Below are 12,517 nucleotides of genomic sequence, written 5' to 3' on the forward strand. Positions count from 1 at the left end.
TTACTCCTTCACCCGGAGGAATTAACCCTTCTCTGCGTTCGGGTAGCGACGGGGAGTGAAGACCAGGGGACCGGCTGGGCGGTCGACTGTCAGGGTCTGCGAGGAGCCGATCAGCAGGAGGCAGCGCATGTCCACCTGCTCGGGGTCCAGGTCCGCCAGCGTCGTGACGGTGACGGACTCGTTCACACCGCCGACATCGCGTCCGACGATCACAGGGGTCGTTGGTGCACGGTGTCCGAGCAGGAGGTCGCGGGTAGCGCCGACCTGCCAGGTGCGCGACTTCGAGGCCGGGTTGTAGATAGCGATGGCGAGGTCGGCCGCAGCTGCCGCTGTCAGGCGGGCAGCGATCACATCCCATGGCTTGAGCCGGTCGGAGAGCGACAGCACGCAGTAGTCGTGGCCGAGCGGCGCACCGACGCGGCTCGCCACCGCCTGCGCCGCGGTCATCCCGGGCAGCACGGTGACGGCGATGTCGGCGTACTCGGGCTCGGAGGCGACCTCGGTGACCGCGCTCGCCATGGCGAACACACCGGGGTCGCCCGACGACACTACGACGACCCGCGAGCCCTTGCGGGCCAGGTCGAGGGCGAAGGCGGCTCGCTCGGACTCCACCTTGTTGTCCGACCCGTGCTTGCGCTGGCGGGCACGGTCGGGCAGCCGGTCGACGTACGGGCCGTAGCCGATCAGGTCGTCGGCCTCGGCGATCGCGGATCGCACCTCCGGCGTCATCCACTCCGGCCCGGCCGGTCCTAGCCCAACCACGGTGACTGAGCCTTCAGTGCTTTCACTGAGCACCTTGGGCTCCGGGGCCTGGTTGTTGATCGGGCTGGGGAGCAGGGCCAGCGAGAAGTACGGCACAGAGTCCGGGTCAACGTCGGCCAGGGGAGCGGTGCGCTGGGCGTCGGTGGTCGCGCGTTCGACGTACCAGGCCTCGTCTGCCCGGCCGGCGAGCTCGAAAGCCTCGCGTACGTTGGCGAAAGTCCTGCCGAGCTTCATCACTGCCGCAGCATCGGTCGTACGAAGCCGCTCGGCCAGTACGTCGGTCGGCAGCGTGCCCGGGAGGATGGTGAGGATCTCGTCGCGCTCACACAGCGGCCGGCCGAGCACTGCGGCTGCAGCGTTCACAGAGGTCACACCTGGCACGACCTCGCAGTCGTAGCGGTCAGTGAGCCGCTTGTGCATGTGCATGTAGGAGCCGTAGAACAGTGGGTCGCCCTCAGCCAGTACTACGACGTTGCGCCCGGCATCGAGATGCGCGGCCAGCCGGGCGGCGCACTCGGCGTAGAAGTCGTCCATCGCACCCTGGTAGCCACCGGGGTGATCGGTGGTCTCCGTGGTCAGCGGGTACATCAGGAGCTCTTCGACCTGGCCTTCGCGCAGGTACGGTGCTGCCACCGAGCGCGCGATGCTCCGGCCGTGGCGGGCGCTGTGGTACGCGATGACGTCCGCCTCGCCGATCAGCCGGGCCGCCTTCACGGTCACGAGTTCGGGGTCGCCCGGGCCGAGCCCGACACCCCAGAGCCGTCCGGTCATTCTTCCTCGCTCGCGATCGCGTTGACGGCGGCAGCGGTGATCGCGCTGCCGCCCCGGCGGCCGCGCACGACGAGGAACTCCAGCCCCAGGTCGTTGGCGGCCAAAGCTTCCTTGGACTCCGCGGCGCCGATGAACCCGACCGGAATCCCCAGTACCGCGGCCGGCCGCGGCGCACCGTCGCGGATCAGCTCGAGCAACCGGAACAACGCGGTCGGAGCGTTGCCGATAGCAACCACTGAGCCGGCCAGCCGGTCGCCCCAAAGGTCGATCGCCGCCGCGCTCCTGGTCGTTTCGAGCCGCTTGGCCAGCTCGGGCACCGACGGGTCGCTCAATGTGCAGACGACCTCGTTGTCCGCCGGCAGCCGCTTGCGGGTGATGCCGGCCGCGACCATCGCCGCGTCGCAGAAGATCGGTGCTCCACCCTGCAACGCCGCCCGCGCTGCCTTCACCACTGAGTCGGACCAGGCAAGGTCCTTGACGAGATCGGTCATCCCGCAGGCGTGGATCATCCGCACGGCAACCTGTGCCACGTCACCCGGTAACCCGTCCAGCGCGGCTTCGGCGCGAATCGTCGCGAACGACCGGCGGTAGATCTCCGCGCCCTCGGTCACGTACTCGTACTGCTCACTCATCGCGCCCTCACCTCGTCAACCTCCATCACAACCCCGTCGACCGCATACCCGCCGCCCGCCAGCGCCAGCACATCCACAAACTCCCCACCAGGCCGCCCGCACCGCCGCTCACACCCCGACCAGTGCACCACCCGGCCGCCACCGCCCCACCCCGGCACCACTCGCCGGGCATCCCCCCGCACATCAGCCAACGCCTTTCCACACCCAGGCCGCCCCGCACAGGAAGTAACCCCATTCCAAGGCGACCCTGCCTCCAACACCAGCCCCACACCGGTCAGCCGTTCGACCGCCGCGTCAGCATCCACCACCCGCACCACTACCGACCGCCAAGGCGTAACCCGCAGTTGCCCGCCAGCCCCGCCCGGAGCCGCCACCTGCGATCGCCCAGCGGGCTCGCCCAGAGTCGCCGCCTGCGGATGCTCAGCAAGCTCGAGTAGGGCTGCGGCCTGCTCAGCAGTCAGCACACCGAGCGGGACTGCCACAACCAGCGACACCTTCCCGTCGGGCCCCTCATAGCGCCCCGCTCGCGCCCTCGGGCCGCTGGCCGCCCGCAGTTCCAGCACTTCGCGTGTCTGTACGAGTCCCAGCCGTGCCAGCACATGCTGCGGACCCTCCAGCAGCTCCCCGAGCCGCCACGCCTCGGACTCCTGCACAGCCCGCTCCGCCAGGAACGCCTCAGCTGCAGCAACCATGACCTCAGGGGCCCGCTCCGCCTCCAGCAGCACTCCGGTGGGGGCTCCGGCGAGGAGTAGCTCGGCTTGTGAGTTGTCGACCATCTGTACGGCGACATCCGCCTTCGCTGAGGCGAGGTCGCCGCGCCCGTCGTCCAGGGCGAACAGGAAGCGTCCGGGCAGCTCGGCCAGCCCGGGACGTGCACACAGCAACCGGTCCAGCTCGGCCGCCAGTGGCAGTACGTCGTACCGGCCGTGTTGGTCGAGTCCGGAGAGAGGTGAAGCGAGGATGTTGCGGACGCGCTCATGGCTGATCGATGGCAGTAGTCCCGCCGCGTACAGCCGGTCAGACAACTCCACCGGCGCACCGGGCTGCAGCGCCCGGATCTGTACGTTCGCGCGCGACGTCAGCTCCAGATGCCCGTCCCCGAGGTCGACAGCCGCCGCAACCAGCACCCGAAGCTGCTCCGCGCTCAGCACCCCGCCAGGCAGCCGCACCCGCGCCAGCCCGCCGTCGGCCGCCTCATGCACAGCCAGCACCCCCGGACACCGATCCGGCTGCCTCCGCCCACCACGAACCTCCACGGCCGTGATGCTACTTCCCGCCTCCGCCCTGTGTTCCGCACCACCATCCCCCTCAAGCTCACCGCTTGGCGCGGGATGGGCACCACCTTGTGCACGACGTGAGCGTCCAGGCGGCGCCAGAACGCTCACGTCGTGCACAAAGTGGCTGCCTGGCTGCTTGGCGCGGAGCCAAGTCAGCGGAGCGGTGTGCCCGTCAGAGGTGGGCGTGCGGGTGCTCGGGGGAGCGGTGCTGGAAGGTGAGGATGCCCGGGTTGCGGATCTTGCCGGCCTCGATCTCGATGGCGCGCTGGATCGTGGTGTCGGCGTGCCAGGCCTCGGGGCCGTCGAGGACCGTCCGCAGGTAGGGGAGCAGGGCCTCGCTGATCTCCCAGGTCGCCGAGTTCCACAGGTACGACGGGGTGTGGTCGACGCCGTAGTACGTGATGTTGTCCCCGACGATGAAGGTCGGCTCGGCGAAGCCGGTCGGCCGGGCCCAGCTGAACCCCATCCCGAGGTCGCAGGAGACGTCGATGATCAGGCTGCCGGACGCGAACTGGTCCAGGTCGTCCTCGATCAGGAACGTCAGCGGCGCGTCCGGGTCCTGCAGGACGCAGTTCACGATGATGTCGTGCTCGGCCAGGAATCCGGCGAGCGGGATCCGGCCCGGGTCTGTCAGCGCGTAGCTGCGCCGGGGGTCGGAGGTGTCGTCCGCGTCGTCGTGGTCGAACTGGATCATCCGCGCCGAGTGGATCGGCGCGCTGACCGCCGTCACGCCGCGTCCGGTCAGGATGTCGACGTCGTGGATCCCGTGCGCCGCCAGCGCGGTCACCGCACCACGTGCGGTCGCACCGAAGCCGATCACCGCGGCGTTGAGCCGGCGGCCGTAGTCACCGGTCGAGCCGATCAGCTCCAGCGCGTGCAGGACGGAGCAGTACCCGGCCAGCTCGTTGTTCTTGTGGAAGACGTGCAGGTTGAACCGGCCGTCGGCGGTCCAGTGGTTCATCGCCTCGAAGGCGATCAGGGTGAGCTCGCGGTCGATCGCGAGCTGGGTCACCTTGTCGTCCTGGACGCAGTGCGGCCACCCCCAGAGCACCTGGCCGTTGCGGAGCTCGGCGAGGTCCTCGTGCTGGGGCTTGGGCAGTAGTACGACGTCGGTCCTGGCGATCAGCTGTTCCCGGTCGAGGACGCCGGCTACGGACTGGGACAGCTGAACGTCGGAGACGCCGAACTGTTCGCCGTACCCGGACTCGAGGAAGATGCGCTGCCGCAGGTCCTCGTCGATCTTGTCGAAGTGGTGCGGATGAATCGGCAGCCGATGCTCGTTCTCTTTACGGGAACGGCCGATGACGCCGAGGGTTAATTGGTCCACGATGGGGCCCCTTTGGTTACCGCCTGTTTAGCACAGGCGGCCGATAGTTCGTTAGCGGGATCATCCGGAAGTAGATGATCCCGCGCTAGAATGAACGTATGGCTGAGACACCGTTGCGGACCGTGCCGGATCTGACCGGCATGCTGAAACACGCCGGGCACGTGCTGGAGACCCAGCTGACCGCCGCCCTGGCCGAGATCGGCCTGTCGCCGCGGATGCAGTGCGTGCTCGTCTACGCGCTCGAGGAGGAGCGGACGCAGATCCAGCTCGCCGAGCTCGCCTACCTCGACAAGACGACCATGGTCGGCACCGTGGACGCCTTGGAGAAGGCCGGTTTCGCCGAACGGAAGCCCTCGGAGACCGACCGTCGCGCCCGGATCATCGCCGTCACCCCCGAAGGCGTGAAGGCCGCCGTCGACGGCCAGCGGATCGTCGACCAGGTCCACGGCGACGCCCTGGCCGCCCTCGCCGCCTCCCAGCGCAAGCTGTTCGCGGACTCCCTGGCCGAGCTGGTCGGCGGCCAGCTCGCGACGCCGGTCGAGGCGCAGCCGGTCAGACGGACCCGTCAGCGGTCATAATCCGCTAAAAGATCGTCTACTACGGAACTATCTGCTAACGTCTTACTTGTCCTGCCTCGCAGCCAAGGAGACGACCGATGACCGCGACGATCGAGCCGACCAGCTCAAGCCCCACCCGCCGGCCGGGACAGCCGGGCCGCGCGAAAGCACTCGCCGTGCTGTGCGTGATGCAGCTGATGATCATCCTCGACGGCACCGTCGTGACGGTGGCGTTGCCGACCATCCAGGGCGACCTCGGCTTCTCCCAGGCCGGCCTCGCCTGGGTGATGAACTCCTACCTGATCGCCTTCGCCGGTCTGCTCCTGCTCGCCGGCCGGATCGGCGACCTGGTCGGCAGCAAGCGGGTCTTCCTCGCCGGCCTGGGCGTCTTCACCGCCGCCTCCCTGCTCTGCGGGGTCGCCACCAGCTCCGAAGTGCTGATCGCAGGCCGTTTCCTGCAAGGTGTCGGCGGCGCACTCGCCTCCGCGGTGATCCTCGGCATGATCGTCGGCCTCTACCCGGCGGCGGGCGAGCAGGCGCGCGCGATGGGCGTCTACGGCTTCACCTCCGCCGGTGGCGCGTCGATCGGCCTCATCCTCGGCGGGGTGATCACCCAGACCGTCGGCTGGCACTGGTCGTTCCTGATCAACGTGCCCATCGGCCTAGTCGCACTGGTGCTCGCCTCACGCCTGCTGACCAAGCAACGCGGGCTAGGCCTCGGAAGAGGCGCCGACGTACTAGGCGCACTCCTGGTCACCGCAGGCCTCTCACTGGCCGTCTACACAATCGTCCAGACCGCTGAGCCGACGGCAGCCCTGTCGCGGACGCTAGTGCTGGCAGCCGTCTCGATAGTCCTCCTTGCAGGCTTCGTACTACGCCAGGCCCGCGCCACGCAGCCCCTGCTCTCCCTGCACATCTTCCGCAACCGCCAGGTGACTCTGTCCAACCTGGTTGTCGTACTACTCTTCGCAGCCGGCTTCGGCTTCCAGTTCATGACCGCCCTCTACCTGCAGCGAGTACTGGGCTTCGACTCGCTCCACACCGGCCTGGCGTTCCTCCCGGCGCCGATCGTGGGCGCAGTGATGTCCCTGTTCATCGGCCCGCGGCTGATGGCGCGCTTCGGCAGCCGCGCTCTCCTGCTAGCCGGCCTGACGGCCCTCCTCGCAGCACTCCTGGTGATGAGCCAGGCGCCCGTCCACGGCTCGTACGTCGTCAACGTGGTCACCCCACTGCTCCTGGTGGGCGCCGGTACAGGCGTGGCGATCCCGGCGGCGATCATGCTCGCCATGTCCGGCGCCGAGCCGAGTGACGCCGGGTTGGCCTCCGGCCTGAACAACACGGCCCAGCAGGCAGGAGCAGCAATCGGTACTGCGGTATTGGCGACGCTGGCCGCCTCGCGGACCGCAGTACGGGTCGCTGATGGGGCGAACCCGGTCACTGCGCTGCGGGACGGGTACAGCGTGGCGTTCGTTGCCGCGTCGGCCTTTGTCCTCGCCGCACTGGTCGTCGGTACGACGTTGTTGCTGCGCTACCGTGGTCGCCCGTGAGCATGACGAGGAACCCCGACCGGCTGGTGCTCTTCACCGACGCGGTGGTGGCGATCGCGGTCACGCTGCTGATCCTGCCGCTGGTCGAGGTGGTGACCGAGTCCAGGGGCGAGGGTCTGGACGCGCAGGCGGTGATCACCGACCACCAGGCTCAGATCTTTGGTTTCCTGCTGAGTTTCGTGGTGATCTCGCGGTTCTGGCTGACCCACCACAAGATGTTCGAGCACGTGAAGGCCTACAACTCACGCCTGGTCCAGCTGAACATGCTCTGGCTGCTCACCATCGTGGTGATGCCGTTCCCCACCGAGATCGTCGGCACCTACCCGAGCACGAAGTTCACCGCCGGCCTCTACATCGGCAACCTGCTTGCCCTGAGCATCGTCCAGCTGGCCTTGACGCTGCTGATCCGCAACCACCAGGAACTCGAGCAGGAGGCGAACCCGATCACCCGTCGTGAGGTGATCGGGGCCGCCATCTTCACGATCCTCGCCGCGGTGTCCTTCCTGCTCGCGGCCTTCGTACCGGGAGTGAAGTTCTACGCACTCCTGCTGCTGATCCTGACCGGGTTCGACGGCGTGGTCGACCGCCTCACCAAAAACCTCTTCACCAAGAACGCAAGCTAGGTCTCAGCAGTAGAGGTTGCTGCCGGGGGAGACCCCCAGGATGCCGGTGATCCGGTTGTAGGCGTCGACCCGGCTCTGGACCTGGGCGGGGTTGCCGCCGTTGCACTCGATCGAGCCGTTGATGCTGCGGATGGTCTCGCCGAAGCCGGCGCCGTTCACCATCGCGTTGTGCGGCGTCATCGTGCCCGGCCCGGTCTGGGTGTTCCAGTACCAGAGCCCGGTCTTCCAGGCGATCGCCGAGTTCTGCTCGACCTGCCACGGGTTGCCGAGCAGGTCGATGCCGAGGGCGTCACCCGCGGCCTTGTAGTTGAAGTTCCAGCTCAGCTGGATCGGGCCGCGGCCGTAGTACGCCGCCTGACCGGCCGGGCAGCCGTACGGCTGACCCCAGTCGCAGTAGTGCGGGTAGTTCGCCTCGTTGATCTCCTTGATGTAGACCAGCCCGCCGGTCTCGTGGTTCACGTTCGCCAGGAACGCGGCGGCCTCGCGCTTCTTGGTGGTGTCGTCACCGGTGTTCGCGAACCCCGGGTAGGCACCGAGCGCGGCGACCAGGCCGGAGTAGCTGTAGAACGAGTTCCGGTTCGGGAACATCGAGTTGAACTGCGACTCGCTGACCGGGAATCCGCCGGCCGGCGGATTCGGGCCGCCGCTGCAGGTGTAGGGATCCCAGTACCAGGTGCTGACCGTGGGGTCGTAGCCCGGGTTGTCGTGTTCGGCGATGTAGTACAGGCCGTTGGTGTACTTGACGATGTTGCCGGTGACGTAGTTCGCGCCCGCGACCCAGTTCGGGTAGCTACAGGCCGGCGGCGCGGGATCCCCGCTGCAGCTGAACGGATCCCAGAACCAGGTGCTGACGATCGGGTCGTAGCCGGGGTTGTCGTGTTCGGCGATGTAGTACAGGCCGTTGCTGTACTTCGCGACGTTTCCGGTGACGTAGTTGGCGCCCGCGACCCAGTTCGGGTAGTTGCAGGCCTGGGTTGCGGTCGGCGCTTGCTCGCGGGCGTCGGCCGGTGCTGTGACCAGCATCGACAAGACGACGCCGAGGGCGGCGAGGAGGGGGAGAACGCGGACGGCACGGGGCATCTTCATGACGGAACTCCTCTGTCCTGACCGTGGCGCAGTGGGGGCGCGCGCAACGGTCGTGGGGGCGGTGGACAAATGGCGTCGTCAGGTTAGAGCCGCCGAAGCGGAGAGCAGAAGAGCGTGCGCTCTGGACTTTCTAAAGATCCTTTGGTAATTATTTCCGGTAGCGGCGCAAAAGATACGTATCCATGATCCAGCCTTTGCGCCGGCGCGCTTCCGCGCGCTTTTCGATGATCTCGCCGGCCACCTCGGCCAGTGGTCCGGCGACCAGGATCTCGTCCGGCGTGCCGAGGTAGGCGCCCCAGAAGATGTCGGCATCCTGGTCGGTGTGCTCGGTGAAAGCGGTCTGCGCGTCGAGCATCACCACGACGTCGTCGACGTCGGCGGGCCAGCTCTTGGCCAACTGCCGCCCGGTGGTGATCTGGATCGGCCGGCCCACCTGGTTGAGCCCGACCCGATGCCGGGCCGCGAGCGCAGAGACGCTGCTGATACCGGGGATGACGTCGATCTCGAAGCTCAGCTGCCCACGCTCGAGGATGTCGTCGAGGATCGCCAGCGTGCTGTCGTACAGGGATGGGTCGCCCCAGACCAGGAAGGCGCCGACCTGGCCGTCCTTCAGCTCGGTCGCGATCAGCTCGGCGCAGACGTCCGCGCGACGCCGGCGCCAGTCGTCGACCGACTCGACGTAGGCGTCACTACCGCGGTCGCGCTCCGGATCCTGCCCGAAGACGACCCGGTACTCGCGCTCGCCGGCGTGCGTCCGGAGGATCTCCGCCCGGAGGTCGACCAACTGCTGTTTGACCTCGCCCTTGTCGAGCACGAAGAACACGTCGACCTGGTTCAGCGCCTTCACGGCCTGAATCGTCACGTGATCCGGATCGCCGGCTCCGACCCCGATCACCTTCATCTCCATCATGGCGCCGAGGGTAGTTGGGGTCGGGGTTTGGCTGTCCGGTCGGTGACTGCTAATTTGAAAGTAACTTCGTCGAGAGGTCTTCGTGCCCACTGCGGAAGAAATGCTCAGTACTGCGTCTGTGGTCGCCCTCGGCGCCTGCCTGAGCGCGGTGGCTCCGGAGCTGGAGCTGACGGAGACCCGCGCGGCGCCGTCACAGCTGGCCGGCCTGGCGTTCAGCGAGCGCGGTCGGCTGGTCCGCGACGCGCTGCTGGCCGACCTGCCCCCGGGGTACGGGCCGATCGAGAAGATCTTCCGCGCGGCCCTCGACGATCCCGCCTTCACCGGCTGGATGATCTGGCCGGTCACCGAGGCGGTCGCCGTCCGAGCCGTTGAGAGCGACGAATTCGAGGCCGGTCTGGACCTGCTGGCGGAGCTCACGTCGAGGCTCACCGGGGAGTTCGCCTTGCGAACCTTCCTGACGGCGGACCTGGATCGCACGCTGGCCGTCGTCGCCGGCTGGACCGGGAGTGCTGACGAGCACGTCCGTCGGCTCGCGAGCGAAGGCACCCGGGCGCGGTTGCCCTGGGCGAAGCGCGTGCCCGGGCTGATCGAGCGACCCGCTGTCACGCGGTCGATCCTCGAAGCGCTGCGACGCGACGATTCGGAGTACGTGCGCCGCTCGGTCGCGAACCATCTCAACGACCTGAGCCGGCTCGATCCGGCGCTGGCCGTCGCGATCGCGGGCGAATGGCTGGCATCCCCCGCGCCGACGACCGAGCGGTTGGTGCGGCACGCTTTGCGCACCTTGATCAAGGCGGCGGACCCGGGAGCCCTTGCGTTACTGGGGTTCGAGCCGCCCGCCGGGTTGGTGGTCGACGGGCCGCTGCTCGCAGTACCGGCTGTTGCGGTGGGGGAGTCGCTGGCTTTCGAGTTCAGTGCGCACAACAGGGGCGCCGACGAGTTGCGGCTGGCGATCGACTACGTCGTCCACCACGTCAAGGCGAACGGCACGCTCGCGCCGAAGGTCTTCAAGCTCACCACCCGCACGCTCGCGCCGGGGGAGTCGGCGACGATCGGCAAACAACACTCGTTCAAGCCGATCTCGACCCGCCGGTACTACCCGGGCGAGCACGTGCTCGAACTCCAGATCAACGGCCGTACCTTCGGCCGCTCCACCTTCATCCTGTCGACGGAAGGCACCTCATGACCATCCCCACGCCGCCCGACCCCACTGCCGCCGAGGCCGCGAAGCATCTGCCGCACTCGATCACCACGTACCTCCGCGAGGCGGACCCGGCCCACCGCGCCAACGCCCACGACCTCCTCTCGGCCTTCGCCCCCGACGCCGTGGTCATCGACGAAGACAAGACCTACACCGGCCACGACGAGATCCACCGCTGGCGCGAGACAGCCGCTACCGAGTACACCTACACCGTCGAGCTGACCCACGTAGAAAAGCTCGACGACATCCACTACGTCCTCACCAATCACCTGGAAGGCAACTTCCCCGGCGGCGTAGTGGACCTCATCTACCGCTTCACCCTGAACGCGGACAGCCTCATCACCAACCTCGAAATCGCCCCCTGATGCGGGCACGCACCTGACTTATCCGGCGATGACCGCGACGCCCAGGCGGCCGCCGTCCACGTCCAGGACGGTGCCGTGGATGAAGGAAGCGTCGTCGCTGGCCAGGTAGACGGCTGCTTGGGCGATGGAGTCCGGGGCGCCGATCCGGCCGTACGGTGTGCCGGCCATCATCGCGGTCGCCGGGTGGTTCGGGTCGGTATGGACGACGCCGGGGGAGATGGCGTTGACGCGGACGCCGGACGGGCCGAACTCGGCCGACCAGGCGCGCGTCAGCGTCTCGAGCGCACCCTTGCTCGCGGCGTACACGGCGCCGATCGGGATGGCCAGCCGCGCCACCCACGAACCGAGGTTGATGATCACGCCGCCGCCGGCCGCCGCCATCGCCGGGGCGATCGCCGCGGTCAGGAAGTACGGCGACTTCACGTTCACCGCGAAGACCTCGTCGAAGGTCGCTTCATCGGTCTCGGCGGTCGTCCCGCCGTCGATCGCACCCGCGTTGTTCACCAGTACGTCGATCCGGCCACCGAGCAACCGCGTCGCCTCGTCCGCCAAGGCTCCGGCGGACACCTTGCTGCCGTCGAGGTCGACCGCGACGAAGTCCGCCTGACCGCCGGCCGCACGGATCTCCGCGACCACCTCGTCACCGCGCTCCTTGTTGCGCCCGGCAACGACGACCTGCGCGCCCTGCGCAGCCAGCGCGATGGCGATCGCGCGACCGATGTTGCTGGTGGCACCGGTGACCAGTGCCGTCTTGCCTGCCAACCGCATGAGTTTCTCCTCAACCAAAGAATGGACCGTTGAGTCCAGAGTAGCATCCAGAATGGACCGCCCAGTCCATACGGTCAACCACGCTAGGCTGGCAGGCATGGAGCGAGTTCTGACCGCGAAAGGCGCGGCGACCCGGCAACGGATCGTCGAGGGCGCCGCGGGGCTGATCCGTGAGCGCGGGGTCTCGACCGTCGGGCTCGACGACATCCGCGCGAGCACCGCGACGAGCAAGAGCCAGCTCTTCCACTACTTCCCCGACGGCAAGGCCGACCTGATGCTCGCCGTCGCCAGATACGAGGCAGAGCAGGTGATCGCCGACCAGCTACCGCAGCTCGGCGACCTCACGACCTGGCGCAAGTGGCAGGCCTGGCGGCGCCGGGTGATCCAGATCTACGACGCGCAACGACAGGCCTGCCCGCTCTCATCGCTGACCGCCCAGCTCGGTCCGGCCACCGCGGAGATCGTCAACGGGCTCACCAGCGAATGGGTCGGCTACCTGGCGGCCGGCGTACAGGCTCTGAAGGACTCCGGCGAGATCGACGGCAGCGTCGACGTGCAGCGAACCGCCAACTCGATCCTGGCCGCCGTCACCGGCGGCGCGACCCTGCTCCAGTCGACCGACAGCCTCACCTACCTGGAAGACGGCCTGACCGAAGCACTGGAGAACATGCGCCGCACTCGCCGCTAGCGC

13 protein-coding genes are annotated in these 12,517 nt (G+C 68.1%); 6 read left to right on the forward strand and 7 right to left on the reverse strand.

Going from position 1 to position 12,517, the window contains the following annotated elements; all coding sequences use genetic code 11:
* Positions 1-21: 21 nt before the first annotated feature.
* The 4 genes from G3I17_RS23640 to G3I17_RS23655 all read right to left on the reverse strand — a co-directional run bounded on the left by G3I17_RS23640 (position 22) and on the right by G3I17_RS23655 (position 4,769).
* Positions 22-1,533 (reverse strand): precorrin-2 C(20)-methyltransferase, encoded by a 1,512-nt coding sequence (locus G3I17_RS23640; protein WP_164599759.1) that lies wholly within the window; start codon positions 1,531-1,533, stop codon positions 22-24.
* Positions 1,530-2,165, reverse strand: coding sequence for a precorrin-8X methylmutase (locus G3I17_RS23645; RefSeq protein WP_164599760.1), 636 nt, complete (start codon positions 2,163-2,165; stop codon positions 1,530-1,532). The genes G3I17_RS23640 and G3I17_RS23645 overlap by 4 nt, the downstream gene beginning before the upstream one ends.
* Positions 2,162-3,376: a hypothetical protein gene (locus G3I17_RS23650; protein WP_203590646.1), complete on the reverse strand. Its 1,215-nt coding sequence runs from the start codon at positions 3,374-3,376 to the stop codon at positions 2,162-2,164. Before G3I17_RS23650 ends, G3I17_RS23645 begins: the two co-directional genes overlap by 4 nt.
* A 238-nt stretch (positions 3,377-3,614) precedes the next feature.
* Entirely contained in the window at positions 3,615-4,769 is a 1,155-nt protein-coding gene (locus G3I17_RS23655) for a N(5)-(carboxyethyl)ornithine synthase (protein ID WP_164599761.1), read from the reverse strand.
* Between the two features lie 98 nt (positions 4,770-4,867).
* Here G3I17_RS23655 and G3I17_RS23660 point away from each other — a divergent pair, with 98 nt between their 5' ends.
* The 3 genes from G3I17_RS23660 (at position 4,868) to G3I17_RS23670 (ending at position 7,496) form a co-directional block, all read left to right on the forward strand.
* The gene (locus G3I17_RS23660) at positions 4,868-5,347 is read left to right on the forward strand and encodes a MarR family transcriptional regulator (protein ID WP_164599762.1); all 480 of its coding nucleotides are present in this window, start codon (positions 4,868-4,870) and stop codon (positions 5,345-5,347) included.
* 77 nt (positions 5,348-5,424) lie between these two features.
* Positions 5,425-6,873 (forward strand): MFS transporter, encoded by a 1,449-nt coding sequence (locus tag G3I17_RS23665; protein WP_164599763.1) that lies wholly within the window; start codon positions 5,425-5,427, stop codon positions 6,871-6,873.
* A 2-nt stretch (positions 6,874-6,875) separates the two neighbouring features.
* Positions 6,876-7,496: a TMEM175 family protein gene (locus tag G3I17_RS23670; protein WP_239062846.1), complete on the forward strand. Its 621-nt coding sequence runs from the start codon at positions 6,876-6,878 to the stop codon at positions 7,494-7,496.
* Between the two features lie 3 nt (positions 7,497-7,499).
* Here G3I17_RS23670 and G3I17_RS23675 read toward each other — a convergent pair whose 3' ends face one another.
* Together G3I17_RS23675 and cobF are read right to left on the reverse strand one after the other, a co-directional pair.
* Positions 7,500-8,582, reverse strand: a complete 1,083-nt coding sequence (locus tag G3I17_RS23675) for a chitinase (RefSeq protein WP_239062823.1) — start codon at positions 8,580-8,582, stop codon at positions 7,500-7,502.
* 148 nt (positions 8,583-8,730) lie between these two features.
* On the reverse strand, positions 8,731-9,492 hold the full coding sequence (cobF, locus tag G3I17_RS23680) for a precorrin-6A synthase (deacetylating) (RefSeq protein WP_164599765.1): 762 nt from the start codon (positions 9,490-9,492) through the stop codon (positions 8,731-8,733).
* An 82-nt stretch (positions 9,493-9,574) separates the two neighbouring features.
* Between cobF and G3I17_RS23685 the strand changes: the two genes are divergently transcribed.
* Complete coding sequence (locus G3I17_RS23685; protein WP_343238390.1) at positions 9,575-10,678, forward strand: DNA alkylation repair protein; 1,104 nt, start codon at positions 9,575-9,577, stop codon at positions 10,676-10,678.
* On the forward strand, positions 10,675-11,058 hold the full coding sequence (locus G3I17_RS23690; RefSeq protein ID WP_164599766.1) for a nuclear transport factor 2 family protein: 384 nt from the start codon (positions 10,675-10,677) through the stop codon (positions 11,056-11,058). Before G3I17_RS23685 ends, G3I17_RS23690 begins: the two co-directional genes overlap by 4 nt.
* 18 nt (positions 11,059-11,076) lie before the next feature.
* Here the strand turns inward: G3I17_RS23690 and G3I17_RS23695 are convergent, their stop codons facing one another.
* On the reverse strand, positions 11,077-11,826 hold the full coding sequence (locus tag G3I17_RS23695) for a glucose 1-dehydrogenase (RefSeq protein WP_239062824.1): 750 nt from the start codon (positions 11,824-11,826) through the stop codon (positions 11,077-11,079).
* Positions 11,827-11,923: 97 nt separating this feature from the next.
* On the opposite strand from G3I17_RS23695, the gene G3I17_RS23700 reads away from it, so the two are divergent.
* The gene (locus tag G3I17_RS23700; protein WP_164599768.1) at positions 11,924-12,514 is read left to right on the forward strand and encodes a TetR/AcrR family transcriptional regulator; all 591 of its coding nucleotides are present in this window, start codon (positions 11,924-11,926) and stop codon (positions 12,512-12,514) included.
* Positions 12,515-12,517: the final 3 nt, after the last annotated feature.

Source organism: Streptomyces sp. SID13031, from assembly GCF_010548305.1.
Lineage (GTDB): Bacteria > Actinomycetota > Actinomycetes > Propionibacteriales > Kribbellaceae > Kribbella.